Origin of the sequence: Bradyrhizobium sp. AUGA SZCCT0283 (assembly GCF_018130385.1) — a bacterium.
GTDB lineage: Bacteria > Pseudomonadota > Alphaproteobacteria > Rhizobiales > Xanthobacteraceae > Bradyrhizobium.
The window spans coordinates 221,922-246,982 of sequence record NZ_JAFCLU010000008.1 but is presented as its reverse complement, the minus strand read 5'-3'; the positions used below and the strand labels follow the sequence as shown (position 1 = coordinate 246,982).

Here is a 25,061-nt window from a genome sequence, read left to right as displayed (position 1 = left end):
TGCTAAATGTCAGCCGCACCTGCACTCTGCCGCGCGGCTTTTTCTTGCACCACGATTCCTTCCAGTCGTGAGATGTTTTCCAGCAGGCGCTGGCTGGTCAGGACGAGGAAGTAATAGCCAAATTGCGGATTTTGGAAATAAATCTCGAGCAGCTTTTCATAGGTTATGGTCAGTACTTGCCCGTCCTCTATGCATTCGACCGTCGCGGTTCGCTGCTTATTGGGCGTAAGGAAGCCAAGTTCGCCCACGATACGTCCCGGCGGAAGTTCGACGCCGATTTCCGTGACTAAATACCTTCCTGTGATCGTCAGGAACATTTCGTTGGCTGCATCGTCCTTCTTGCACAATGTGTCGCCCCGGCGATATCTGCGCTCGGTCATGAACGGCCTGAGCCATTCCATCGAGGTATCGCTCTCCGTCGCGATACGTGCCTTCTTGATCAGATTTTGCATTTGACGGAGGCGAACGGCGTTGATCGGCAGCAAAAGCAGATAAAGCAGAAAGGTCGCGACGTTGCCGGAGAGCGCGCCAAAGGCGACGAAGAACGTACAGCCGGCCATGTTCGCGATGCGCAGCGGCACCATCGTCTGCATCAGCAAGGTAGCAACAAAGAAGATGGCGCCAATCAGGGCGAACATGTTGGCAAGCGTGATGTTGGCCAGCCCGATTTCCAGCAGCCGGTTGAATAGTGCGTCGTAGGTGATGTTGTTGGGATCAAGGCCCATTTGCACCAGGATCTTTGCGACCCTGAGATTGTCCGCCGCGGTATCGAGAATGCGGTTCAATATCGTCGAAAAATCTGCACTGCTGGACGCCATCGGACCATCCCCCGCGTCATTGCCGCTTTAGTTGACGTTGAATCAACAAGGCGCGCACTCGAATGACGACGATCATATCAGTTCGCTTAAAACTGACGCAGCTTCGCTGCACAATCTTGTGATCTGCTGCGTTGGCGCAAGCAGCCTCTGCATCGCGTTCCCCGGTTTGATCCTCGTCAGACCCAGAACCCCGGCACCGCAGGCTCGAGCCTTCCGCCTTTCCGCACCGGCGCGACACGCAGCGCCAGGCCGGTGGAATCATCGGTCTCGACCGCAACGCCGCTGAGTGTCGCCACGCCTGCCGCCGGTTCGAAGCGCCCTGAGGGAATGCCGGTCGTGAAGCGCCGCAGCGGCTCTTCCTTCTGCATGCCGATGATGGAATCATAATCGCCGGTCATGCCGGCATCGGTCATGTAGGCGGTGCCGCCGGTAAGGATCTGGTGATCGGCGGTCGGCACATGGGTGTGGGTGCCGACGACGAGGCTGGCGCGGCCGTCGCAGAAGAAGCCGATGCCCTGTTTCTCGCTCGATGCCTCACCGTGGAAATCGACCACGATCGCGTCCGCTGCCTCGCGCAGCGGACAGGCGTCGAGTTCGCGGTTGAGCACCGCGAAGGGATCGTCGAACGGCGTCATGAAGACGCGGCCGATGGCGTTGACGACCAGCGCGCGCTTGCCGTTCTTGGTATCGACCAGGGCCGCGCCGCGGCCGGGCGTTCCCTTTGGATAATTGGCGGGGCGGACCAGCCTCGGCGCGCGCTCGATGAACACCAGCGCCTCGCGCTGATCCCAGGCATGATTGCCGAGCGTGACGGCATCGGCGCCGGCGTCGAGGAATTCCTGATAGATCGCCTCGGTGATGCCAAAACCGCCGGCGGAATTCTCGCCATTGACGACGACGAGATCGAGGGCCCAGTCTCTGACCATGCCGGGCAGATATTCCGCGATCGCGGTGCGGCCTGCCCGGCCGACCACGTCGCCAACGAAGAGAATACGCAAAGTTCAGCTCCGGAAATCGAACACTTTCTTTTCCGTTAGCACATAATCCAGCGCCACGTCGTGCGGCTGCGCGGGAACGGCTTTTATTTCCTGCACGGAAAAGGCGGTGCCGACGGCCGTGATGGCCTTCGCCTTGCGCAAATGGGCAAGCGTGAAGTCGTAATGTCCCGCGCCATAGCCGATGCGGTGGCCCTGGCGGTCGAACGCCGCCAGCGGAATCAACATGACATCGGGAATGAGCTCGGCGGCGGCCGGCGACGGCTCGAGAATGCCGAGCGGCCCCATCATCAGCCGGGCGTCGGGCGACCAGGCGCGAAAGGCGAGCGACTTGCCGCGCGCCATCACCGCCGGCAGCGCCAGCTTCGCGCCCTGCTCGGCGAGCCTGCGCATCAAGGGCGCGGGATCGATCTCGCTGCGGATCGGCGAATAGCCTGACACCACCATGCCCGGCAGAATCGCAAACGGCACGCCACGCTTGGCCATCGCCTGCGCCGCCGCAGCGCGCTGCTCGTCGCTCAACGCGTCGCGCTTGGCCAGCGCGGCGGTGCGGAGGTCGGCTTTCGACACGGTTGCCGTCATGCGGGGTCTTGTTCTGCCGTCATCAGCAAGCACAGGATTTCGACGCAATCGTAGCCCGGATGGAGCGCCGCGAAATCCGGGGCCTTGTCGCAATCGAACAGCCTGTCCCGGATTGCGCTTCGCTCCATCCGGGCTACGCTGGACATTGCCGCAGCAACGGCAATGCACCGAAGAACTGTGGAAACAAGCCCACCGACAAAAAAACAAGAGTGCGAAGCCGCATACGCCGTTGAAGCACTCGATCCCGGAGTTCCCTACGAAAGTAGGTGGGCACCATATGTCCGGGTCCACGGACCCGGCCAGGGACAGTTCCCTAAAGGATCGATAAGGCCCCGGGGATATATGGCTCCTGACGCACGACGCAGCTTCGCCAACACAATGTAAGCGCTGCTGGCTCGATCCGCCAGCACTAACCCAGCCCGTCACCCGATCGCGACGCCGCTGCCGATGGTGCGGTTGAGGACTTGCGTGGTCTTTTCAATACGGTCGGCGGCGGCGTTGAGCGCGTTGGCGACCGCGACCTGGGTGGCCTTCGCGCGGTCGGCGGCGGCGACGCGCACGTTGCGCAGGGTTTCGAGTTCGCCCTCCAGCGCACGGATGCGCGCGTTGGCATCCAGCAGTTCGTCGCACACGGTGAGCGCCGCCATCACGGTGAGGCGCGCATCGCCGATCTCGCCGAATTTGCCGCGCAGCTCGCCGACCCGCGTTTCCAGGCTCTCGGCGAGCTTCAAGAGCCGCACTTCCTGCCCTTCCTCGCAGGCCATGCGGTACTGCCGGCCGTTGATGGTGACGTTGATGTGGCTCATTCATCCTCTCCGGAATCGAGCACCGCACGGATGGTGCCGATCGCGACATCCAGTCTTTCTGATATCTCGCGGTTGGTGCGCTCCAGCCGCCGCGTCTTCACCAGCGAGCCGTCGAGTTCGTCGGCGAGCCGCGAGCGATCGGCGCCGAGCGCCTGGATCCGGCTCGCCAGTTCGTTCTCATCGCGGTCGGCGTCGCGCCGCCGCTCGGCCGCGGCCTCGAGCGCATCGAGCGCCATCATCAGGCGCCGCGTGGCGGCGTCGATGTCGGCATAGACCGGCTCGGCATTGCCGGCCCCGTTGGTGTAACGATCGCTCATGAGGGACAGCGCGCACCTTCGCGTAGGCCCGCCGCACGGCAGCAAAATCCGCGGTTCGGCAAGCGGTTAGAGCACGAAATTTACGTGGCAAGCGAGCCGAGTGCAACGCCGACGCGAAGCTATGCACCGCTAAGCAACTTTTCGCACCGGAAGGGCGTTTCCTCGCCTTGGACTCGGGGGATTGAGGTGCTATCCAGCCCCGACTTTCCCTTAAGCCACGCCCGTATTGCGGCCTTTGCCCGGTACGTACCCACAACCAAGCACCTCATTTCAGGCGGATTTTCATCATGACGCAGGTCGATCATACCCGTATGGCCAATGCGATTCGCGGGCTTGCCATGGATGCCGTCGAAAAGGCGAAATCCGGCCATCCCGGCTTGCCGATGGGCGCCGCCGACATTGCGACCGTGCTGTTCACGCAGTTCCTCAAATTCGACGCGGCTGCGCCGGCCTGGCCGGACCGCGACCGCTTCGTGCTCTCGGCCGGCCATGGCTCGATGCTGCTCTATGCCTTGCTGTACCTCACCGGCAACAAGGACATGACGCTCGACCAGATCAGGAATTTCCGCCAGCTCGGCTCCAAGACGCCGGGACACCCCGAGAACTTCGAGACCAGCGGCGTCGAGACCACGACCGGCCCGCTCGGCCAGGGCATCGCCACCGCGGTCGGCATGGCGCTGGCGGAGAAGATGCTCGCTGCAGAGTTCGGCAAGAAGGTGGTCGGGCATCACACCTACGTGCTCGCCTCCGACGGCGACCTGATGGAAGGCGTGTCGCAGGAAGCGATCGCGATGGCCGGTCACTGGAAACTCAACAAGATGATCGTGCTATATGACGACAACGGCATCTCGATCGACGGCCCGACCTCGCTCGCCGATTCGGTCGACCAGGTGAAGCGCTTCAAGTCCGCGGGCTGGGCGGCCGAGCTGATCGACGGCCAAGATCCGAAGGCGATCGCAGCTGCGATCACGCGGGCGCAGAAATCCAACAAGCCGTCGCTGATCGCCTGCAAGACCACCATCGGCTACGGCGCGCCGACGCGGGCCGGCACGGCGAAAGCCCACGGCGAGGCGCTCGGCGCCGACGAGCTCAAGGGCGCCAAGGAAAAGCTCGGCATCTCGCTCGAAGCCTTTTCGGTGCCGGACGATGTCCTGAAAGCCTGGCGTGCTGCCGGCAGCCGCGGCGCTGCCGCGCGCGAGGAATGGCAGGCCCGCTTCGACGAACTCGGCAGCCGCAAGCGCGCCGAGTTCGAGCGGCGGATGCGGCACGAACGGCCGGCTTCGCTTTCGAAGGCGCTGCGCGCGCACAAGAAGGCGCTGCTGGAAACGCCGCAGAACGTCGCCACGCGGAAATCCTCCGAATCCGCCATCGAGGCGATTGCATCAGCGATGCCGATGGAATTCGTCGCCGGATCGGCCGACCTGACCGGCTCCAACAACAACAAGGCGAAATCGGCGGTGGCGTTCACGGCCAAGACGCCGAAGGGCCGCTTCATCCATTACGGCATCCGCGAGCACGGCATGGCTGCGGCCATGAACGGCATCTTCCTGCATGGCGGTTTTGCGCCGAACGGCGCCACCTTCCTGGTGTTCACCGACTACGCGCGGCCTGCGATGCGGCTCGCCGCACTGATGGGCGCGGGCGTCGTCTACGTGATGACCCATGATTCGATCGGGCTCGGCGAAGACGGACCAACGCATCAGCCGGTGGAACACCTCGCTGCTTTGCGTGCGATTCCCAACATGCGCGTGTTCCGGCCCTGCGACGCCGTCGAGGTCACGGAATGCTGGGAACTGGCGCTGAACCGGGTCGACGGCCCGACGGTGCTGGCCCTGACCCGCCAGAACCTGCCGCAGCTCCGCACCTCAGCGCCGAACGACAATCCTTGCGCGCATGGCGCCTATGAGCTGGTCGCGGCGCAGGGCGACGCCAAAGTGTCGCTGTTCGCCTCGGGCTCCGAGGTCGAGATCGCGGTGGCCGCCCAGAAGCAGCTGGCTGAACGCGGCATCGCGTCGCGGGTGGTCTCGGTGCCCTCGCTCGAATTGCTGCTGGCGCAGCCGGCGGACCGGCGGAAGGCCATCATCGGCAATGCCCCGGTCAAGGTCGCCATCGAGGCCGCGGTACGCTGGGGCTGGGACGCCGTGATCGGCCAGAATGGTGAATTCGTGGGCATGCACGGTTTCGGCGCCAGCGCGCCCGCGAAGGACCTTTTCAAGCACTTCGGAATTACCGCCGAGGCCGTCGTTAACGCTGCCCTGAAGCGCTTGGGCTGACAGTTGAGCTATTGGGGAAAAAGGACTACCTAGACCCCCATCTTGACCGTTCCCGCCCGGCCGAACCGGGCGTTCCGCCGTCAGCACCTCCGTGGAACGTCTCCGCGGGGCCGGCATCGGCTATCAGAGGAGAAACGAGCATGGCAATCCGCGTCGCGATCAACGGATTTGGCCGCATTGGCCGCAACGTGTTGCGGGCGATTGCGGAATCTGGCCGCACGGATATCGAGGTGGTCGGCATCAACGATCTCGGCCCGGTGGAGACCAACGCCCACCTGCTGCGCTTCGATTCCGTGCATGGCCGCTTCCCCGGCACCGTGACCGTCGATGGCGACTCGCTCAGCCTCGGCAACGGCAAGATCAAGGTTTCCGCCGAGCGCGACCCCTCCAAGCTGCCCTGGAAGGCCCTCGGCGTTGATATTGCGCTGGAATGCACCGGCATCTTCACCGCCAAGGACAAGGCCTCCGCGCATCTGACCGCCGGCGCCAAGCGCGTGCTGGTCTCGGCGCCCGCCGACAATGCCGACGCCACCATCGTCTTCGGCGTCAACCATGACACCCTGACCCGGGATCATCTGGTCGTCTCCAACGGCTCCTGCACCACCAACTGCCTAGCGCCGGTTGCCAAGGTGCTGAACGACACGGTGGGCATCGAGACCGGCTTCATGACCACGATCCACGCCTATACCGGCGACCAGCCGACGCTCGACACCCTGCACAAGGATCTCTATCGCGGCCGCGCGGCGGCGATGTCGATGATCCCGACCTCCACCGGTGCTGCAAAGGCGATCGGCCTCGTACTGCCGGAATTGAAGGGCAAGCTCGACGGCGTCGCGATCCGCGTGCCGACCCCGAACGTTTCGGTGGTCGATCTCAAGATCGTCGCCAAGCGCGCCACCGACGTCAAGGAAATCAACGCGGCGATGAAGCGCGCCTCCGAGCAGCAGCTCAAGGGCATCCTCGGCTACACGTCGGCGCCGAACGTCTCGATCGACTTCAACCACGACCCCCACTCGTCGACGTTCCACGAGGACCAGACCAAGGTGCAGAACGGCACGCTCGTGCGCGTGATGTCCTGGTACGACAATGAATGGGGTTTCTCCAACCGCATGGCCGACACCGCCGTGGCGATGGGGAAGCTCCTGTAAGTCTCGTGTCCCGGACGCGCCGCGGCACGAAGTGACGCGACGCAGAGCCGGGACCCACGCAACATAGGTCCCGGTTCAGCACAGCGGCACTTCGCGCCGCCGTGCGCCCGGGACAAGAGAGCGCCAATGCAGAAAACATTCCGCACCCTCGATGACGTCGACGTGAAGGGCAAGCGCGTGCTGCTGCGCGTCGATCTCAACGTGCCCATGGAAAACGGCCGCGTCACCGACGCGACCAGGCTCGAGCGCGTCGCGCCGACCATCACCGAAATTTCGGACAAGGGCGGCAAGGTCATCCTGCTCGCCCATTTCGGCCGGCCGAAGGGACGCGATGCCAAGGATTCGCTGAAGCCCGTAGCGGCGGCGCTGGGACAGGTCATCAAGAAGCCGGTCGCCTTCGCCGACGACTGCATCGGCGAGGCTGCGGCCAAGGCCGTCGCCGCCATGAAGGATGGCGACATCCTCTGCCTGGAGAACACCCGCTTCCATAAGGAAGAAGAGAAGAACGATCCGGCGTTCGTGGCCGAGTTGGCGAAGCTCGGCGACATCTGGGTCAACGACGCCTTCTCGGCCGCGCACCGCGCGCATGCTTCCACCGAAGGCGTCGGCCACAAGCTGCCCGCCTATGCCGGCCGCACCATGCAGGCCGAACTCACTGCGCTTGAGAAGGCGTTGGAAGCGCCGACCAAGCCGGTGATCGCGATCATCGGTGGCGCCAAAGTCTCGACTAAGATCGACCTGCTCGAAAACCTCGTGACAAAAGTCGATGCGCTGGTGATCGGCGGCGGCATGGCCAACACCTTCCTGCACGCGCAGGGCGTCGGCGTCGGCAAGTCGCTGGCGGAAAAGGATCTCGCGGCAACCGCGCTGCGCATCGTGGAAAAGGCCGAAGCCGCGAACTGCGCCATCATCCTCCCCGTCGATGCCGTAGTCGCCTATCATTTTGCGGCCAACTCGCCCTCGCACGCCTATGGCCTCGACGCCATTCCGGCCGACGGCATGATCCTCGACGTCGGGCCGCAATCGATCGCGCGGATTCATTCCGCGATCGACGACGCCAAGACGCTGGTCTGGAACGGCCCGCTCGGCGCGTTCGAAATGACGCCGTTCGACCGTGGCACCATGGTAGCGGCCAAGCATGCCGCCGAGCGCACCAAGGCCAAGAAACTGATTTCGGTCGCCGGCGGTGGCGACACCGTCGCGGCGCTGAACCAGGCCGGCGTGGCAGACGATTTTTCCTATGTTTCGACGGCCGGCGGCGCGTTTCTCGAATGGATGGAAGGCAAACCGCTGCCCGGCGTGGAAGTTCTGAAACTGCGTTAGACCCAGACTTAATGGAGCGCCAAAGGCGCGGCAAATACAGGAGAATTTGAATGGCTCGCATTACCTTGCGTCAACTGCTCGATCACGCGGCAGAGCACGATTACGGGGTGCCGGCTTTCAACATCAACAACATGGAGCAGGCGCTGGCCATCATGGAGGCCGCCTCTTCGCTCGACGCGCCCGTCATCATCCAGGCCTCGCGCGGCGCGCGCTCCTACGCCAATGACGTGATGCTCAAGCACATGATGGACGCCGTCACCGAAATCTATCCGCAGATCCCGGTCTGCGTGCATCTCGATCATGGCAACGAGCCCGCCACGTGCATGACCGCGATCCAGGCCGGCTTCACCTCCGTCATGATGGACGGCTCGCTGAAGGCCGACGGCAAGACCCCCGGTGATTGGGACTACAATGTCGGCGTGACGAAGACCGTCACCGACATGGCCCATCTCGGCGGCATCTCGGTGGAAGGCGAACTCGGCGTGCTCGGCTCGCTCGAGACCGGCATGGGTGACAAGGAAGACGGCCACGGCGCCGAAGGCAAGCTGTCGCACGACCAGCTGCTGACCAATCCCGACGAAGCCGTGAAGTTCGTCAAGGAGACCAGGGTCGACGCGCTGGCGATCGCGATGGGCACTTCGCACGGCGCCTACAAGTTCACCCGCAAGCCGGACGGCGACATCCTCGCCATGAACGTGATCGAGGAGATCCATCGCAAGCTGCCGAACACGCATCTGGTGATGCACGGTTCGTCCTCGGTGCCGCAGGATCTGCAGGAGATCATCAACGCCAATGGCGGCAAGATGAAGCCGACCTGGGGCGTGCCGGTGTCCGAAATTCAGCGCGGCATCAAGAACGGCGTGCGCAAGATCAACATCGACACCGACAACCGCATGGCGATGACCGGCCAGATCCGCAAAGTGCTGAAGGACAATCCGGAAGAATTCGATCCGCGCAAATACCTGAAGCCCGCGATGGAAGCCATGGCCAAGCTGTGCAAGCAGCGGCTGCAGGAATTCAATACCGCGGGGCAAGCCAGCAAGATCAAGAAGGTGCTGACGACGGCCGAAATGGCCAAGCGGTACAGCAAGGGCGAGCTTGACCCGCGGGTCGCCTGAGCGGGCCGCCCGCGCCTCGCAAACACCCCCGGTGCGACGAACGTTTTCTAGGCAATTGCCCGAGAACCGCCTATTTTGGTGCGCAAGGGCATGATGTTTCTGGAGAACTTCGATGAATCTCGCTGACCTCAACAAAGTTGCCCTCGCCATGGTTACCCCGGGCAAGGGCATTCTCGCCGCCGACGAATCCTCGGGCACGATCAAGAAGCGTTTCGACGCCATCAAGGTCGAATCGACCGAGGAGAACCGCCGCGACTATCGCGAGATGCTGTTCCGCTCCACCGAGGCGATGAGCAAGTACGTCTCGGGCGTGATTCTGTACGACGAGACGATCTGGCAGAACGCGAAGGACGGCACGCCGCTGGTCAAGCTGATCGAGCAGTCCGGCGCGATCCCCGGCATCAAGGTCGATGAGGGGACGCAAGCGCTGCCGCAATGTCCGGGCGAACTGGTCACTGTCGGCCTCGACAAGCTCGCCGAACGGCTGAAGAAATATTACGAACGCGGCGCGCGCTTCGCGAAGTGGCGCGCGGTGATCGATATCGGCCGGGGCACTGACGGCCCGGGTATTCCCACCATGACCGCGATCAGCGTCAACGCGCATGCGCTGGCGCGCTACGCCGCGCTGTGCCAGGCGGCGCAGATCGTCCCCATCGTCGAGCCGGAAGTGCTGATGGACGGCGATCACGACATCGACCGCTGCTATGACGTGACCCAGCGTGTTCTCAACAAGACGTTCCAGGAATTGCGCGTGCAGCGCGTCGAACTCGAAGGCATGGTGCTGAAGCCCAACATGGCCATTTCAGGCAAGAAATGCCCAAAGCAGGCTTCCGTCGAGGAAGTTGCGGAGAAAACCGTACGGCTTTTGAAGGCGTGCGTGCCTGCAGCCGTGCCGGGCATCGCCTTCCTGTCCGGGGGACAATCCGACGAGGAAGCCACCGCGCATCTGAACGCCATGAACCGGATCGGCGGGCTTCCCTGGCGGCTGACCTTCTCCTACGGCCGGGCGTTGCAGGCGGCGCCGCAAAAGGCGTGGTCGGGCAAGGCCGAGAATATCGCCGCGGGCCAGCGCGCCTTCACGCACCGGGCGCGGATGAACGCGCTGGCGAGCAAGGGCGAGTGGGAAACCGGCCTTGAAAAGAAGGTCGCCTAGAGTTGGCCAATAAATCCGTTCCGCCGCGCCCGGCGCCGCGCCTCTATCTCGCGACACCAGAAGTGGACGATCCGTCGCAGCTCGCAAGCCTGCTTCCGGAGCTGTTGGCCGCGGCCGACGTCGCGGCGGTGCTGCTGCGGCTGAAGCAGACCGATCAGCGCACCATGATCGCGCGTGTGAAAACGCTGGCGCCCGTGATCCAGAACGCCGGCGCGGCGCTACTGCTCGACGGCCATGTCGAACTGGTGGCGCGTGCCGGCGCCGATGGCGCGCATCTGAACGGCCTCGCTGCGCTGGAGGATGCCTTGCCGTCGCTGAAGCCGGACCGCATTGCCGGCGTCGGCGGCCTTGCCACGCGGCACGATTCGATGGCCGCGGGCGAACGGGGCGCCGACTACGTGCTGTTCGGCGAGCCCGACGCCAACGGCCAGCGGCCCTCGGCTGAAGCGATTGCTGAGCGCCTGCAATGGTGGGATGAACTGTTCGAGCCGCCTTGCGTTGGCTTTGCCATCTCGTGCGAGGAGGCTTTCGAATTCGCCGCGGCCGGCGCGGATTTTGTGCTGGTCGGCGATTTCATCTGGGCGGACCCGCGCGGCGCAAAGGCGGCGCTGACCGATGCCGGGCTAGCGATCGCGCAGGCGTACGAAGCAGCGTTCGGAAAAGCCAAGGCTAGTACGGACAAGGCCGGGCACGGATAACGCCGGACCATGAAACTCCTGCGTCCCATATCGCTGCTTGCGGGCCTCTTGATGACGATGACCGGCGCCACCGCGCAGGTCTCGCTGACGCCGCCTGCCGCGCAGCCGCCCGCGAGCCCTCCGGCGGCGAAAAAGGAGGCGCCCAAGCCAAAGGCGCCGACGGCTGCGAAAAAGCCCGCTGCGACACCGACACCGACGCCGGCGGCGCCGCTCAAGCCTGCGATAACGACCAAGCCCGTGGCAACGCCTGTGCCCTCCCCCTCGCCGACGGCCGCCTTCGAGGATCCGAACGTCGACACCGTCTACGGCGCCTATCAGCGCGGCCTCTACAAGACGGCCTTCGATCTCGCGATTACGCGCGCGCAATATAACGGCGATCCCAAGGCGATGACGATGCTGGGCGAGCTCTACGCCAACGGGCTCGGCATCAAGCGCGACTACGCGAAGGCCGCCGATTGGTACCAGCGCGCGGCCGACGCCGGCGACCGCGAAGGCATGTTCGCGCTCGCCATGATGCGGCTGTCCGGCCGCGGCGGCGCCGCCAATCGCGAGCAGGCGGTGAAGCTATTGGCCTCCGCGGCCAAGCTCGGCAACCCCAAGGCGGCCTACAATCTGGCGCTGCTCTATCTTGACGGCAACACGCTGCCGCAGGACGTCAAACGCGCCGCCGAACTGCTGCGCGTCGCCGCCGACGCCGGCAACCCGGAGGCGCAATATGCGCTGGCGACCTTCTACAAGGAAGGCAACGGCGTGCCGAAGGATCTCGAGCGGGCAGTGCGGCTGCTGCAGGCGGCGGCACTGGCCGACAATGTCGACGCCGAGGTCGAATATGCCATCGCGCTGTTCAACGGCACCGGAACGCCGAAGAACCAGCCGGCCGCGATCGCGCTGCTGCGCAAGGCCGCGCGGCAGAACTCGCCGATCGCGCAGAACCGCCTCGCCCGCGTGCTCGTGAGCGGGCTGGGGGCGCCGGTGGACAAGATCGAAGGCCTGAAATGGCACCTGGTCGCCAAGACCGCCGGCAAGGGCGACCCTGAGCTGGATGAGCGGCTCTCGGAGCTCAGCCCCGAGGACCGCGTCAAGGTCGAGGCGGCGGCGAAAAAATGGACCGGTACCGCCGGTCCCACGACCAACAAATGACGCCTTGACGGCGGCACATCTGCAGGGCACCCAGTCCCCAACCCCCTGACGGCATTGGCCCGTTCCCTCACACCATAAGCTCGCATCATGCTGTATTCAGCCCTTATCAACGTCATGGTGAAAGCCGCGCGCCGCGCCGGCCGCAGCCTCAAGCGCGACCTCGGCGAGATCGAGCATCTGCAGGTGTCGCTGAAGGGGCCGGCGAACTTCGTCACCAAGGCCGACAAGCGCGCCGAGGAAATGCTGTACGAGGACCTCGCCAAGGCGCGGCCGGGCTACGGCTTCATCGGCGAGGAAGGCGGAACGCGCGAAGGCGCCGACAAGAGCCACACCTGGATCGTCGATCCGTTGGACGGCACCACCAACTTCCTGCACGGCATCCCGCAATTTGCGATCTCGATCGGCCTGCAGCGCGAGGGCACGATCATTGCGGGCGTGATCTACAACCCCGCCAATGACGAGTTGTACATCGCCGAGCGCGGCAAGGGCGCGTTCCTCAACGACCAGCGGCTGCGCGTCTCCGGCCGCCGCCAGCTCAATGAATGCGTGGTTGCCTGCGGCCTGCCGCATATCGGCCGCGGCGACCATGAATTGTCGAACCGCGAAATGGCCGCGATCCAGAACAAGGTGGCGGGCCTGCGCCGCTTTGGCGCCGCCTCCCTCGACCTCGCCTTCGTCGCCGCCGGCCGCCTCGACGGCTACTGGGAACGCAATTTGCAGCCCTGGGACATCGCGGCCGGGCAGATCATGGTGCGGGAAGCCGGCGGAACGATCTCGGGCATGGAGGGCAGCGACGATCCGCTGAAGACCGGGCACGTGATCTGTGGCAACGAGTTCGTGCACGGGGAATTGGTGAAGATTCTGAAGCCGCTGGGGAAGTAGGGCGACGGTTCCAAGCCACGCGCCGTCGCTCCATCCGCGATCGGGGTGATGCAGCCTTCCGGAGGCGGCGGAAGGACACGGAGGAGCCTCGGCGCTCCCAGCAAAAATATTGAAAACAACCCCATGCACAGTAGCCGGCACTCGTCGAGTGCCGAAGTAGACATTTGACACGTCGGGCAAATCAGCGAGACAAGACCATCATCCACCGAACGAAGCGATTGTAACAAGTCGTGCGGGGACCACAGGTCGCGCCATGGCGCACCTGAACGCAGGACCCAAACGATGCGATCGAGCACGCGGCGGTCATCTACCCGCCGAACGCCGCGCGGCTTGTTCGGCAACATCGGCCTAATGGCGGTCCACTCATGTTCGCCGAATTCGCCGCGGATGATTCGAGGCTCCGGTTTCGAAACTTGAATGACGTGAAGGGGAGCGCCATCAATCCGCACCGGCCTCTAGCGGAGCCGCTAATTGCTCTGAATTTACTTCCGCTTTCGGAGCCATTGCCGGCATGGCCGGACTTGCCGCTGGGTCGCCCGTGTAGCGATTGACCCATCTGCGACATTAGGCAGCACTCAAGAAAGTGCACGATCTCACTTGATCGGCGGAACGGGATCGCGCAAGCGGCGATGTCCTGAGCCTACGCGCTTATGTTCAACTGCCGCAGGACATCAGCGATGAGTTGCTTCACGTCCTGATGGCCACCGTTGTTAAAGGTGATGCGCGTGCCTTGTCCGTCGAGCAGTGGTGTGGCGGTCACGATCCTATCCGTGTTGATGACGATCGGCTGATCGTCCGGTTGCGTGAACTGCACGAATGCCATGAAAGATCCTGGCTGTTGTTGACGTGAGTTCTTCGTAGCTCGCCCTTGCGGGCTATCCCTAAACACCCGACCCATTGCAGGGTCGCGAGACTAGGTAACGCCTCCGAGAATTACGGCTTCGGCCCCATGTGATGGGGATCGCTCCTCGGTCCGCCGCTGTAGTGATGACTACCGCCACCGGCGGAGGACTTCTTCGCGGCGACTCCCCGCGGGTAGATGTCTCCCTGCGCGTAGATATCGCCTCCGCTGCTGATTTGCCGCGTAGGCATGAAACTCGACTTCGGACCGCCTTGGTACTGTTGAGCCATGCTGGATACAGTCAGCACAGGCGTGATGAGCGCGATGGCAAGGATGTATTTGATTGTCATAGGTTTCCTCCGACATTTGTTAGAGGCTGCCACCGCCAGGGCTTCGTCGCATTGATATTGATCAACATGGCGACGAGAATGCCCCTTTTTTAGGCTCCAGCGATGCTGCGCCGACGTGAGCCGCCGAGCATCGCCATCCTCCAACGGAAACTGCTTTCAAATCAGCGACTTAATTGATCGCTCGAAAGCGCACCAGGTTGGCATGCGATTTGCGGCGCGTGGCGCAGGATTGATCACGCCGCGGAGAAGGTAATGCGAGTGTGCCTAATTTCTGCCGTTCTATTGACGGCGCTAACCGCTACTTCGGCTTCCGCGACCATCATTATCAGCGACGACATCGGCGGTAAGATGCGGGACTACACGACGCGCTTCCGACAGGTGCGCGACTCCGGCGAGCCCGTTGTCATTAGCGGCACTTGCGTTTCGGCCTGTACAATGGTGCTTGGACTCGTACCGAGCGATCGAATCTGCGCCACCCCTAATGCGGTGCTTGGATTCCATGCCGCATGGATGTTCGACGAGTCCGGCAAACGCGTCGTCAGCGCATCCGGGACGCAAGATCTAATGGAGACCTATCCAGCTTCTGTGCGCGCTTGGATCGCACGGCACGGCGGGTTGACCCGAAAAATGATGTACCTGCGAGGTCGTGATCTCGCCGCCATTGTTGCGCCTTGCAATAGTTCACGCGCGGCGTCTGCTTCACGCGCAAAGCGCTTAGGCGGTTTCCATCAAGATTCTGATACAAGTACGCCTCGCGCCAGTTTTAATGCGCGCTGAACAACGAGCCCAGATTAGGCCATCGCACTGGCTTGTTCATTCGTCCTTGCCGCCTCAGCAAGGAATCTGAGCCATCAGCGGATGCCACGCAGGGATGGTTCATGTCCGCCTATGGCACATAGCGTCGTTTCGCTGCTATGCAGCAGCACGTCGGGCATCGGGGCATAGCGGACTCTGGCGCGGCGTCAGCCCGGCAAATTTATCGGTTCATGGACTGGATGCATCGGCCTCCAGCCTGCGCCAAGGCTTCTCGACGGCCCGAGACCGCAAATCCCGGCGAAGCCCTGGCGTCGCGAAGTCACTGAGCATGACAACGTCTATCACTTCACTGGCGCCGGCGGGCCGACCACCTCGACTCCCGCGGTCGCCTCCACCTTCTCCCGGTCCCCCGCCAGCACGCGCTGCACCGAGACGAAGAACACCGGCACCATCAGCAGCGCCAGGATCACCACCGCGATCATGCCGCCCATGACGCTGGTGCCGAGCGCCTGCTGGCTGGCGCCGCCGGCGCCGGTCGCAATCGCCATCGGCAGCACGCCGCAGACGAAGGCGAGGCCCGTCATCAGGATCGGGCGGAAGCGTAGTGAGCACGCTTCGATCGTGGCCTCGACCAGCGGCTTGCCTTGCGCGCGCAGATCCTTGGCGAATTCGATAATGAGGATGGCGTCTTTTGCCGCCAGGCCGATGATGGTGATCAGGCCGACGGTGAAATAGACGTCGTTCGGCAGGCCGCGCAGCGTGGCGGCGATCACCGCGCCGCAAATGCCGAGCGGCACTGTCAGCAATACCGCGAGCGGAATAGTCCAGCTCTCGTAGAGCGCGGCGAGCAGCAAAAACACCACCAGCACCGAGAGGCCGAGCAGGAACGGCGCCTGCGAGCCGGACAGCTTTTCCTGCAGCGACTGACCGGTCCATTCGTAACCAAAGCCGCGCGGCAGCTTGCCCGCGAGCCGCTCCATCTCGGCGATGGCATCGCCGGAGGTGAAGCCAGGCTTGGCTTCGCCGGAGATGCGCACGGCGGGATAGTAGTTGAAGCCGGCGATCTGGGTCGGGCCCTTCGACCACTGCACCGTGGCGAAGGCAGAGAACGGCACCAATTGCCCGCGGCTGTTCTTGACGTTGTAATTGAGGATGTCGTCGGCGTTCATGCGGCTGGCCCGGTCGGCCTGCACGATCACGCGTTGCATCCGTCCCCGATTCGGGAAGTCGTTGATGTAGTTCGAGCCGAGATTGGTCGAGATGGTCTGGTTGATATCCTCGAAGGTGACGCCGAACGCGCCGGCCTTTTCGCGGTCGATCATCAGATTGACCTGCGGCGCCGGCGGCAGTCCCTCGACATAGACCTTCTGCAGCACAGGGCTGGCATTGGCTTCCGCGATCAGCCGATCGGCGGCGGCAACCAGCGCCGGATAGCCCTTCTGGCCGCGATCCTGCAGGCGGAACGAGAAGCCGCTGGAATTGCCGAGATTGTCGATCGGCGGCGGCTGCAGCGCCGAAATTTTGGCGTCGCGGATCGACGAAGATAGATCGCGGTTGATGTCGGCGACAATCGCAGCCGCAGAATCCTGCCGGCCCCGCTCCGACCAGTCCTTCAGCGTGATGAAGGCCTGCGCGGTGTTCACGCCCTGGCCGAGGAAGCTGAAGCCGGTCAGGAACGTCACGTCCTCGACGCCGGCGCGGTCGCGGAGATATTTTTCGACCTGCTCGACCGCGGCCTCGGTGCGGGCATAGGAGGAGTCGGATGGCGTCTGCACGTCGGTGGTGATAAAGCCCTGGTCGTCGACCGGCAGGAAGCCGCCGGGCAGCCGGACGAATCCCCAGCCGAGCCCGATCAACAGCGCGGCGTAGATCAGCATCAAGCGCCCGGTGCGCTTCAACGAACCTTTTACGGTGCGCGTATAGCTGCCGCGGCTGGAATCCAGCACGCGGTTGAACCAGCCGAACACGCCCTTGCTGGCATGGCCATGGCCGGCTTCGACCGGCTTCAGCAGCGTCGCGCACAGCGCCGGCGTCAGCGACAGCGCCAGCAGCGCGGAGAAGGCGATGGCCGAGACCATGGTGACCGAGAACTGGCGGTAGATGATGCCGACCGATCCCGGGAAGAACGCCATCGGCACGAACACCGCCATCAGCACCAGCGTGATGCCGATGATGGCGCTCGTGATCTGCGACATCGCCTTGCGGGTCGCTTCCTTCGGCGGCAGGCCCTCCTCCGCCATGATGCGCTCGACGTTCTCGACCACGACGATGGCGTCGTCGACGAGGATGCCCACGGCCAGCACCATGCCGAACATCGTCAGCATGTTGATGGAATAGCCGGCCGCCATCAGCACCGCGCAGGTACCGAGCAGCGCCACCGGCACCACGATGGTCGGGATGATGGTGTAGCGGATGTTCTGCAGGAACAGGAACATCACGATGAACACCAGCACCACCGCCTCGACCAGCGTCATCAGCACCTTGTTGATCGAGGCCTTGACGACGGGGGTGATGTTGTAGGGGATTTCGTAACCGATATTGGCCGGAAAGAATTTTGACAGTTCTTTCATCTTGGCTTCGACGGCGCTGGCGGTCGCCAGCGCGTTGCCGGTCGGCGACAGCAGCACCGAAAGGCCCGCGGTCGGCTTGCCGTTGAGCCGCGTGTTGAACTGATAGCTCAGGCCGCCGATCTCGATGCGGGCGACATCGCGCAGCCGCACGGTCGATCCATCCGGATTGGCGCGCAGCGTGATGGCGCCGAATTCATCGGGCGAGGCGAGCTGGCCCTTGACCAACACCAATGCGGAAATCTTCTGTTCCGGCGTGCTCGGCTCGGCGCCGATGCTGCCCGAGGCCACCTGCGCGTTCTGTGCTGTTATCGCCTTGTTGACGTCGTCGGCGGTGAGACCGTAGCCGACGAGTTTTGCGGGATCGATCCAGATCCGCAAAGAACGTTCGGTGGAATAAAGCGTGGCGCGGCCGACGCCGGGAATGCGCCGGATTTCACCGAGCACGTTGCGGATCATGAAATCGCCGAGGCCGATTTCGTCGAGCGAGCCGTCGGTCGAGTTCAGCGTAATGATCTGCAGCACGGCGGAAGAGGCTTCCTCGACCAGGATGCCCTGCTGGATCACGGCGCGCGGCAGCCGCGCCTCGACGCGCTTGAGGCGGTTCTGCACTTCGACCGAGGCCGCGCCGGTCTCAGTGCCGGGCACGAAGTTGGCTGTTATTTCGACCTGCCCCAGCGAGTCTGAGGTGGATTCGAAATTGAGGATGCCGGAGGCGCCGTTGAGTTCCTCCTCGATCAGCCGCGTGACGCTGTTGTAGAGATTTTCCGGCGACGCGCCGGGATAGCTGGTCGAGATCGAAATCGAGGGCGGCGCGATGATCGGATACTGCGCGACCGCCAGCAGCGGAATCGAGATCGCGCCGATCAGGCAGATGAAAAGCGCAACCACCCAGGCGAAGATCGGCCTGTCAATGAAGAAGCTGGGCATATCCCGATCTCAGCGGGCGGCTTGCGTCGCCGGTGCGCCCGGTATGGTACCAACCGAGGCATCGGCATCGATCCACGCCTTCGCCTTGACCTTGTCGCCAGGCACGAATTTCTGGAATCCGTCGACGATGACGCGATCACCGTCCTTGAGACCTTCGCTCACCAGCCAGACGCCGTCCTGCACCGCGCCGGTGCGGACCGGCTGCGTGGCCACGCGGCCGTCGTCCTTGACCACGAAGACCTCGCTGCCGCCGCCGGCATCGCGCTGGATCGCCTGCTGCGGCACCGCGATGGCGTCGGAATCGATGCCCTGTTCGATCAGGACGCGGACATACATGCCCGGCAGCAGCTCGCGATTCGGATTCGGAAACTGTCCGCGCAGCGTGACCTGTCCCGTATAGGCATCCACCTTGGCTTCGGAAAACAGCAGCTTGCCGGAAACCGGATAGACCGTGCCGTCGTCGAGCACGAGGCGGACCTTGGCCGCGTCGGGCGCAATCCGGTCGAGATCGCCGCTGTCAAACGCACGGCGCAGCTTGTTCATCTCCGAGACCGATTGGGTGAAGTCGGCGTAGATCGGGTCGAGTTGCTGGATCGTGGCGAGACTGGTGGTCTCGTTCTGCACCACCAGCGCGCCCTCGCTCACCAGCGCGGCGCCGACGACGCCGCTGATCGGCGCGCGGATCGTTGCATAATCAAGGTTCAGCCTGGCGCGCGCGACGTCGGCCTTGCGGCTGCCGACCTCGGCGTCGGCTTGGCGCTGGGCCGCGATCGCCTTTTCGTTCTCGGCCTCGGGCGCCGCGCGCTGGCTGGTCAGCGTTGCGATGCGCCGCGCATGCTGGCTGGCGAGATCGAGCGCGGCCATCGCCTTGTCGAGGGCGGCTTCGCTGGCCTGCAACTCCACTTCGAACGGCTTCGGGTCGATCCGGTAGAGCGGATCGCCGGCCTTCACTTCGGTGCCTTGCTGGAACAAGCGTTCGACGACGATACCGGAGACGCGCGCACGGACATCGGAGACGCGTGTCGGTGCGATTCGGCCGGGCAGTTCGCGGATAATTGCGCGGGCCTGAGGTCTGACGGTGAAGGTGCCGACCTCGGGTTCGGTCGGTTTTGCTGCCGCTGACGCAGCTATCGGTTCGTTGCAGCCAGCCAAAAGCGGCGCCATCGCAGCCAACATCAAAACGATGCATGCCGATCGCGTTTGTAGTCCGGACATTGAAAGCATTGCCCCAGTTCAAAGTTGAAGCGCGAATTGAGCACTCGCGACGTTGTCGTAGGAGACTTTGGGAACTCACGGTTGATGGATACAGGATAGGGCGAGCCTGCTGCGATGCAATACGCTTTCGTGGCGGCTCAATGTCACACAAAGCTATCGCGCTGATCTAACAATGCCTTTTCAGGACTCACTGGATTGTGAGTCGGTTCCATTCCGGGCTCGGAAAAAGGGATTAAGACCAATGGTCAAAAACGTATCGTTTCGCTGCACGAGAAAGCGGCAAACAGTAATCTTGTGAGGCAAGGCCCACGAATCATTAAATGCTTCGTTAACAGGCCGCCTTCAGCCGATAATGACTGACGCCCCACTCGCTGCCGCCGGCGTAACCGAACAGGCCTGCGGTGGCGAGCAGGAACCAGCGCCAGCGCCGCATCCACAACGCCGTCTCGCCGCCATGGACCTTGCGAAGCACGCGCTCGATTTCGTCGCGATGCGTGTCGAAGTTGTCCAGCCAATCCTGCGCGGTGCGCTGATAATGCACGCCGCTCCAGCGCCATTCCTTTTCGACCTCGAACAGATCGGCATATTGCCGGATCAGATGATGGCTCGGCATCACGCCGCCGGTGAAGAAATGTTGCGCGATCCAGTCCTCGCCATCGGCGCGGTTGAACAGATAAGCGCCGGAGCGATGGGTGAAGATATGCAGGAAGAAGCGGCCATTGGGCTTCAACCACTCGCCCACGCGGGTCATCAATTCGCGCCAGTTCATCATGTGCTCGAACATCTCGACGGAGACGACACGGTCGAACTGCACTTCGGGCGCGAACACGTTCATGTCCTGCGTGAGGACGCGCAGATTGGCCAGGCCGCGCTGCGCGGCTTCACCCTCGACGTATTCGCGCTGCGCGTTCGAGTTGGAGACCGCTGTCACCAGCGAATGCGGGAATTGCCGCGCCATCCAAAGCGACAGCGAACCCCAGCCGCAGCCGAGTTCGAGGATCGATTGCCCGTCATCCAGATCGGCATGCTCGACGGTCTGGCGCAACGCCTCTTCTTCGGCCTCCCGCAATGTCGAGGCCGGCTCCTTGTAGAAGCACGAGGAATATTTGCGGTTGGGACCGAGCACATGGGCGAAGAACGCCGCCGGCACTTCGTAGCGCCGGGCGTTGGCCTCGCCGGTATATCCGGCAACGGCGCGCGCCACCATTTCGTCGGCGAACCAGGCATCGCTTTCCGTGTTCCCGGTGGCGAGCCGTGTGGCGGTGCGCGAGCATAGCCGGTGAATTGCGGCGCGGATGATGACATCGGGCAACGGCACCCGTTCGGCGGTGCCGATGATGGTGGAGGCGAAGCTCATGCGACCACTCCCTTCATTTTGAGCATGATCTCCGCGCAAACGCGTTCCGCGTTTGTCGCGAGCGAAAACCGGCCACCACTTTGCGCTAACGCGGCCCTCCGGGTCGGGATCATGCTTACGGCGGCCACGGAAAGAACGGGCTGGTGCGCGATTGGTAGTCGAGATAGCGATCGCCGCGCGAGCGCAGCATCTGCTGTTCCAGCGGCGGGATCCCGGTCACGTAGACCAGGATCCAGTACATGAAGACCGGGCCCAGCAGGGCAGCGAAACCCCACGGATAGGTAAGCGGGTCGCCGGACGAAATGCCGATGACGGGATAGGCCAGCCACCCGAACCATTCGAAGAAATAATTGGGATGGCGCGACCAGCGCCACAGCCCGACGTCGCAAACCCTGCCCTTGTTGGCGGGATCGGTTCGGAACGCCCTGAGTTGCGTATCCGCCAGCGCCTCGCCCACAATGCCGGTCAACAGGATCAGCCCGCCCAGATAGTCCGCCGGCCGCAACCCGTCGCCGGGCACGTGGGCGGCGACAAAGATGGCGAATGCCAGCGGGATCGATCCGAGCCCCTGATTCTGGAGAAAGATGAACATCCTCCGCGGAGAATCGGTCCCCCATTCCCTGGCGAAGTCCGCATAACGGGGATCGTCTGATATCCCTGCGCTGCGGATCGCAATGTGAACCCCGAGCCGCAGCGACCAGATCGCGACCAACGCCGCCACCAGCCATTGCCGGGCATTGGGCGTGGCCCCCTCGAGCGGCCACAAGGCGCTTCCGACGCCGACCAGGCCGAGCGAAAAGGTCCAGATCGTATCGACCCAGCCGGAATTGCCGGTCCGCTGCTGCACCAGCCAGGCGCCCGCCATCAGGACCGCAAGCGACGCGGCAATGGCCGCCAGCGCCTTGAGATATAAGGCCGTCATGAAAAATCCCGGTTGGACATCGAAACGATCCAAAATACGCTGATGTCAAAGCCGGGTTTCGGGAAGAGGTTCCACCATCGTCTGCCCGAAATCGCGGCTTCCCAGCTTTTTTCTCCAGCCCGCTGTGCCATATTGGTTCCCCAGCGCGGCTTTTCGTAACGGATGACACCCGCAAATGCCCTCAGGCCCTTCCTCCCGCTCCGAAATGGAAATCGAACTGAGCAAACTGTCCTCGCCCCGGATTTTCCTGGTGCGGATGCTGGTGTTCCTGGTGCTGTGCACGCTGGTCACGGTCGTGCTCTACAAGCAGATCATCGCGGCGTTCTTTGCCAATCCCGGCCTCAACGCCCTGATCGGCGCGGTGCTTCTGATCGGCATCATCCTGTCGTTCCGGCAGGTGATCCGGCTCTATCCGGAAGTGGCCTGGGTCAACAATTTCCGTATCGCCGATCCCGGGCTGGCGCTCGCGCGGCGGCCGACCCTGCTGGCGCCGATGGCGGCGATTCTCGGCGGCGAGCGCTCCGGGCGGATGACGATCTCGCAGCAGACCATGCGGCATTTGCTGGATTCGATCGCGACGCGGCTGGACGAAGCCCGCGATATTTCCCGCTACATGACGGGCCTGCTGGTCTTTCTCGGCCTGCTCGGCACCTTCTGGGGCCTGATCGAAACCGTAGGCTCCGTCGGCAAGGTGATCGAAGGCTTGAAGGTCGGTGGTGATGCCGGCTCGCTGTTCGACACCCTGAAAGAGGGGCTGGCCGCGCCGCTCGGCGGCATGGGCATTTCGTTCTCGTCCTCGCTGTTCGGCCTCGCCGGCTCCCTGATCCTGGGTTTTCTCGACCTGCAGTCGAGCCAGGCGCAGAACCGCTTCTACACCGACCTGGAGGACTGGCTCGCCTCCACCGTGCGCGAATATGGCGATGGCGGATCCGGCATCGGCGGCGAATTGCAACATGCGATGGAACGGATGCGCGCGGTGGTTGAAGAGAGCGGCGGCAGCCGCAACACCACGGCGGCGATGGCCAACCTCGCCGAAGCCATCCAGGGCCTGGTCGCGCATATGCGCACCGAGCAGCAGATGATCCGCGAATGGGCCGACGGCCAGGGCGAGCAAAACCGCGAGATCAAGAAGCTGCTGGAGCGGATCGCCAAACAGCCCGAGAAGAGCTGAAGGGCAATGTTCATGTCCCGGACGCGGCGCAGCACGCATAAGCGCGTTTACGCGCGTCTTCGACGCGCTATGGTGATGCGACGCAGGGCCGGGACCCATCGCGAGCAGGTCCCGGCTCTGCGGAGCAGCGTTTCACGCTGCACCGCGTCCGGGACACGATAGTGGAGACAAGCAATGGCCCTCGCCCGTGCACGCCGCAGCGAATCCGGTTTCAACTACTGGCCGGGGTTCGTCGACGCACTGTCGACACTGGTGCTGTCGATCGTGTTTCTGCTGTCGGTGTTTCTGGTGGTGCAGTTCTTCCTGTCGCAGGAGGTCACCGGCAAGGACAAGGCGCTGGAGCAGCTCAACGCCAAGATCGCGCAGCTCAACGACCTGCTGTCGCTGGAGAAGCTCGGCAAGATCTCGCTCGATGACCAGATCGGACAATTGCGCGCCGGCCTCGCCGCTGCCGAAAGCGAGCGCGATCGCATCAAGGGGCTTTACGAGGGGCTGGCCGGCGCCGGTGGCGACGCCCAGGGCCGCGCCAACGAGCTCAACAAGGCGCTCGAATCCGAAAAGACGGTGTCCTCGCGCGCGCTCGCCCAGATCGAGGTGCTGAACCAGCAGATCAGCGCGCTGCGCCGCCAGCTCGCGGCGCTCGAGGAAGCGCTGGAGGCCTCTGAAAAACGCGACAAGGAATCGCAGGGGCGGATTGCCGATCTCGGCCAGCGCCTGAACGTCGCGCTGGCGCAGCGCGTGCAGGAATTGTCGCGCTACCGTTCGGAGTTCTTTGGCCGCCTGCGCGCCATTCTGGGTAATCGCCCCGACATCCGGATCGTCGGCGACCGCTTTGTCTTTCAGTCGGAAGTATTTTTTGACACCGGTCAGGCATTGCTGCTGCCCGAGGGCCGCGCCGAACTCGACAAGCTCGCCACCGCGCTGATCGATCTGGACAAGCAGATTCCGAGCGAGATCGGCTGGGTGCTGCGGGTCGACGGCCACACCGACATGCGGCCGATCAACTCGCCGCTGTTCAAGTCGAACTGGGAATTGTCGTCGGCGCGCGCCATCTCCGTGGTGCAGTATCTGGTTTTCCTCGGCGTCCCCGCGCAGCGGCTGGTCGCCGCCGGTTTTGCCGAATTCCAGCCGCTCGACACCGCCCCCACCGAAGAAGCCTACAAGCGCAACCGCCGTATCGAACTGAAGCTGACGGAACGGTAGTGGCCGCGGATTTCACGCTCCGTCCCTATCGCGCTGAGGACGAAGACGCTGCGATCGAGCTGTGGCGGCTGACGTGGCAGCAGGCCTACCCCGCAATCGATTTCACCGCCCGCGTGCCGTGGTGGCGCGAGCGTTGGCGCAACGAGCTGGTGCCGAATGCTTCGATCATCGTCGCCGAACACGCGGACGCGCTGATCGGGTTCGTGACCATCGACGGATCAGGCTATCTCGACCAGCTCGTGGTCGGCCCCAATCACTGGGGCTCGAAACTCGCCACCGCATTGGTCGATGAAGCGAAACGCCTGTCGCCCGGCGGCGTTACCCTGCTGGTCAACAAGGACAACGCCCGCGCCATCCGCTTTTACGAGCGCAACGGCTTTGGGCATGCCGGGGAGGACGTCAATCCGACATCGGGGCGTCCGGTCTTGAGAATGACCTGGAGACCGTGACTGTCATCACAGGCCTGACGAGTGGGTGCGGTAAGCCGATTGCGCAA

22 protein-coding genes, 1 other RNA gene and 1 pseudogene are annotated in these 25,061 nt (G+C 63.7%); 11 read left to right on the top strand and 13 right to left on the bottom strand.

What is annotated here, in order from left to right; translation table 11 throughout:
* Positions 1-2 precede the first annotated feature (2 nt).
* The 6 genes from JQ624_RS14220 to JQ624_RS14195 form a co-directional block, all read right to left on the bottom strand.
* On the bottom strand, positions 3-818 hold the full coding sequence (locus JQ624_RS14220) for a Crp/Fnr family transcriptional regulator (protein ID WP_212419505.1): 816 nt from the start codon (positions 816-818) through the stop codon (positions 3-5).
* 176 nt (positions 819-994) lie between these two features.
* Positions 995-1,816, bottom strand: coding sequence for a TIGR00282 family metallophosphoesterase (locus JQ624_RS14215; RefSeq protein WP_212419504.1), 822 nt, complete (start codon positions 1,814-1,816; stop codon positions 995-997).
* Positions 1,817-1,819: 3 nt separating this feature from the next.
* Complete coding sequence (locus JQ624_RS14210) at positions 1,820-2,395, bottom strand: 5-formyltetrahydrofolate cyclo-ligase (RefSeq protein ID WP_212419503.1); 576 nt, start codon at positions 2,393-2,395, stop codon at positions 1,820-1,822.
* 210 nt (positions 2,396-2,605) lie between these two features.
* Positions 2,606-2,766, bottom strand: a non-coding RNA gene (ssrS, locus tag JQ624_RS14205) — 6S RNA.
* Positions 2,767-2,817: 51 nt separating this feature from the next.
* Complete coding sequence (locus tag JQ624_RS14200; RefSeq protein WP_025588130.1) at positions 2,818-3,201, bottom strand: cell division protein ZapA; 384 nt, start codon at positions 3,199-3,201, stop codon at positions 2,818-2,820.
* A complete protein-coding gene (locus JQ624_RS14195) occupies positions 3,198-3,518 on the bottom strand; it encodes a DUF4164 domain-containing protein (RefSeq protein ID WP_212419502.1) in 321 nt (106 codons plus the stop codon). The genes JQ624_RS14200 and JQ624_RS14195 overlap by 4 nt, the downstream gene beginning before the upstream one ends.
* Before the next feature lie 287 nt (positions 3,519-3,805).
* Here JQ624_RS14195 and tkt point away from each other — a divergent pair, with 287 nt between their 5' ends.
* The 8 genes from tkt (at position 3,806) to JQ624_RS14155 (ending at position 13,253) form a co-directional block, all read left to right on the top strand.
* Complete coding sequence (gene tkt, locus JQ624_RS14190) at positions 3,806-5,791, top strand: transketolase (RefSeq protein WP_212419501.1); 1,986 nt, start codon at positions 3,806-3,808, stop codon at positions 5,789-5,791.
* 140 nt (positions 5,792-5,931) lie between these two features.
* Complete coding sequence (gene gap / locus JQ624_RS14185) at positions 5,932-6,939, top strand: type I glyceraldehyde-3-phosphate dehydrogenase (RefSeq protein WP_212419500.1); 1,008 nt, start codon at positions 5,932-5,934, stop codon at positions 6,937-6,939.
* Between the two features lie 126 nt (positions 6,940-7,065).
* Entirely contained in the window at positions 7,066-8,262 is a 1,197-nt protein-coding gene (locus JQ624_RS14180) for a phosphoglycerate kinase (RefSeq protein WP_212419499.1), read from the top strand.
* A 50-nt stretch (positions 8,263-8,312) separates the two neighbouring features.
* Positions 8,313-9,380: a class II fructose-bisphosphate aldolase gene (gene fba / locus JQ624_RS14175; RefSeq protein ID WP_212419498.1), complete on the top strand. Its 1,068-nt coding sequence runs from the start codon at positions 8,313-8,315 to the stop codon at positions 9,378-9,380.
* Positions 9,381-9,492: 112 nt separating this feature from the next.
* The gene (locus JQ624_RS14170; protein WP_212419497.1) at positions 9,493-10,533 is read left to right on the top strand and encodes a class I fructose-bisphosphate aldolase; all 1,041 of its coding nucleotides are present in this window, start codon (positions 9,493-9,495) and stop codon (positions 10,531-10,533) included.
* Positions 10,534-10,535: 2 nt separating this feature from the next.
* The gene (locus tag JQ624_RS14165; RefSeq protein WP_212419496.1) at positions 10,536-11,231 is read left to right on the top strand and encodes a thiamine phosphate synthase; all 696 of its coding nucleotides are present in this window, start codon (positions 10,536-10,538) and stop codon (positions 11,229-11,231) included.
* Positions 11,232-11,240: 9 nt separating this feature from the next.
* Complete coding sequence (locus JQ624_RS14160; protein WP_212419495.1) at positions 11,241-12,371, top strand: tetratricopeptide repeat protein; 1,131 nt, start codon at positions 11,241-11,243, stop codon at positions 12,369-12,371.
* An 87-nt stretch (positions 12,372-12,458) separates the two neighbouring features.
* On the top strand, positions 12,459-13,253 hold the full coding sequence (locus JQ624_RS14155) for an inositol monophosphatase family protein (protein WP_212419494.1): 795 nt from the start codon (positions 12,459-12,461) through the stop codon (positions 13,251-13,253).
* A 202-nt stretch (positions 13,254-13,455) separates the two neighbouring features.
* Here JQ624_RS14155 and JQ624_RS14150 read toward each other — a convergent pair.
* From JQ624_RS14150 to JQ624_RS14120, 7 genes and pseudogenes are all read right to left on the bottom strand, one after another.
* Positions 13,456-13,597 (bottom strand): annotated as a pseudogene (locus JQ624_RS14150) (transposase); the annotation flags it as partial.
* A gap of 296 nt (positions 13,598-13,893) precedes the next feature.
* Positions 13,894-14,076 carry a hypothetical protein gene (locus tag JQ624_RS14145; protein WP_212419493.1) on the bottom strand — a complete coding sequence of 61 codons (183 nt, stop codon included), beginning with the start codon at positions 14,074-14,076 and terminating at the stop codon, positions 13,894-13,896.
* Between the two features lie 110 nt (positions 14,077-14,186).
* Complete coding sequence (locus tag JQ624_RS14140) at positions 14,187-14,444, bottom strand: hypothetical protein (RefSeq protein WP_212419492.1); 258 nt, start codon at positions 14,442-14,444, stop codon at positions 14,187-14,189.
* A 1,097-nt stretch (positions 14,445-15,541) separates the two neighbouring features.
* The gene (locus tag JQ624_RS14135) at positions 15,542-18,697 is read right to left on the bottom strand and encodes a multidrug efflux RND transporter permease subunit (RefSeq protein WP_212419491.1); all 3,156 of its coding nucleotides are present in this window, start codon (positions 18,695-18,697) and stop codon (positions 15,542-15,544) included.
* 9 nt (positions 18,698-18,706) lie between these two features.
* Complete coding sequence (locus tag JQ624_RS14130; protein ID WP_212419490.1) at positions 18,707-19,912, bottom strand: efflux RND transporter periplasmic adaptor subunit; 1,206 nt, start codon at positions 19,910-19,912, stop codon at positions 18,707-18,709.
* A gap of 328 nt (positions 19,913-20,240) precedes the next feature.
* A complete protein-coding gene (locus JQ624_RS14125; protein WP_212419489.1) occupies positions 20,241-21,269 on the bottom strand; it encodes a cyclopropane-fatty-acyl-phospholipid synthase family protein in 1,029 nt (342 codons plus the stop codon).
* A gap of 115 nt (positions 21,270-21,384) precedes the next feature.
* Positions 21,385-22,191, bottom strand: coding sequence for a DUF1295 domain-containing protein (locus JQ624_RS14120; RefSeq protein WP_212419488.1), 807 nt, complete (start codon positions 22,189-22,191; stop codon positions 21,385-21,387).
* 175 nt (positions 22,192-22,366) lie between these two features.
* On the opposite strand from JQ624_RS14120, the gene JQ624_RS14115 reads away from it, so the two are divergent.
* From JQ624_RS14115 to JQ624_RS14105, 3 genes are all read left to right on the top strand, one after another.
* A complete protein-coding gene (locus JQ624_RS14115) occupies positions 22,367-23,362 on the top strand; it encodes a flagellar motor protein MotA (RefSeq protein ID WP_212419487.1) in 996 nt (331 codons plus the stop codon).
* 174 nt (positions 23,363-23,536) lie between these two features.
* Positions 23,537-24,565 (top strand): peptidoglycan -binding protein, encoded by a 1,029-nt coding sequence (locus tag JQ624_RS14110; protein WP_212419486.1) that lies wholly within the window; start codon positions 23,537-23,539, stop codon positions 24,563-24,565.
* On the top strand, positions 24,565-25,014 hold the full coding sequence (locus tag JQ624_RS14105; protein ID WP_212419485.1) for a GNAT family N-acetyltransferase: 450 nt from the start codon (positions 24,565-24,567) through the stop codon (positions 25,012-25,014). The genes JQ624_RS14110 and JQ624_RS14105 overlap by 1 nt, the downstream gene beginning before the upstream one ends.
* The last annotated feature ends 47 nt before the right edge of the window (positions 25,015-25,061 follow it).

Excerpts from the sequence above, each read along its gene's own strand:
- JQ624_RS14110 (WP_212419486.1), top strand. The coding sequence starts at position 23,537 with ATGGCCCTCGCCCGTGCACGCCGCAGCGAATCCGGTTTCAACTACTGG.
- JQ624_RS14120 (WP_212419488.1), bottom strand. The coding sequence starts at position 22,191 with ATGACGGCCTTATATCTCAAGGCGCTGGCGGCCATTGCCGCGTCGCTT.
- JQ624_RS14125 (WP_212419489.1), bottom strand. The coding sequence starts at position 21,269 with ATGAGCTTCGCCTCCACCATCATCGGCACCGCCGAACGGGTGCCGTTG.
- JQ624_RS14170 (WP_212419497.1), top strand. The coding sequence starts at position 9,493 with ATGAATCTCGCTGACCTCAACAAAGTTGCCCTCGCCATGGTTACCCCG.
- JQ624_RS14210 (WP_212419503.1), bottom strand. The coding sequence starts at position 2,395 with ATGACGGCAACCGTGTCGAAAGCCGACCTCCGCACCGCCGCGCTGGCC.
- tkt (WP_212419501.1), top strand. The coding sequence starts at position 3,806 with ATGACGCAGGTCGATCATACCCGTATGGCCAATGCGATTCGCGGGCTT.
- JQ624_RS14180 (WP_212419499.1), top strand. The coding sequence starts at position 7,066 with ATGCAGAAAACATTCCGCACCCTCGATGACGTCGACGTGAAGGGCAAG.
- fba (WP_212419498.1), top strand. The coding sequence starts at position 8,313 with ATGGCTCGCATTACCTTGCGTCAACTGCTCGATCACGCGGCAGAGCAC.
- JQ624_RS14115 (WP_212419487.1), top strand. The coding sequence starts at position 22,367 with ATGCCCTCAGGCCCTTCCTCCCGCTCCGAAATGGAAATCGAACTGAGC.
- JQ624_RS14220 (WP_212419505.1), bottom strand. The coding sequence starts at position 818 with ATGGCGTCCAGCAGTGCAGATTTTTCGACGATATTGAACCGCATTCTC.
- JQ624_RS14155 (WP_212419494.1), top strand. The coding sequence starts at position 12,459 with ATGCTGTATTCAGCCCTTATCAACGTCATGGTGAAAGCCGCGCGCCGC.
- JQ624_RS14160 (WP_212419495.1), top strand. The coding sequence starts at position 11,241 with ATGAAACTCCTGCGTCCCATATCGCTGCTTGCGGGCCTCTTGATGACG.
- JQ624_RS14135 (WP_212419491.1), bottom strand. The coding sequence starts at position 18,697 with ATGCCCAGCTTCTTCATTGACAGGCCGATCTTCGCCTGGGTGGTTGCG.
- JQ624_RS14130 (WP_212419490.1), bottom strand. The coding sequence starts at position 19,912 with ATGTCCGGACTACAAACGCGATCGGCATGCATCGTTTTGATGTTGGCT.
- JQ624_RS14200 (WP_025588130.1), bottom strand. The coding sequence starts at position 3,201 with ATGAGCCACATCAACGTCACCATCAACGGCCGGCAGTACCGCATGGCC.
- JQ624_RS14195 (WP_212419502.1), bottom strand. The coding sequence starts at position 3,518 with ATGAGCGATCGTTACACCAACGGGGCCGGCAATGCCGAGCCGGTCTAT.
- gap (WP_212419500.1), top strand. The coding sequence starts at position 5,932 with ATGGCAATCCGCGTCGCGATCAACGGATTTGGCCGCATTGGCCGCAAC.
- JQ624_RS14140 (WP_212419492.1), bottom strand. The coding sequence starts at position 14,444 with ATGACAATCAAATACATCCTTGCCATCGCGCTCATCACGCCTGTGCTG.
- JQ624_RS14145 (WP_212419493.1), bottom strand. The coding sequence starts at position 14,076 with ATGGCATTCGTGCAGTTCACGCAACCGGACGATCAGCCGATCGTCATC.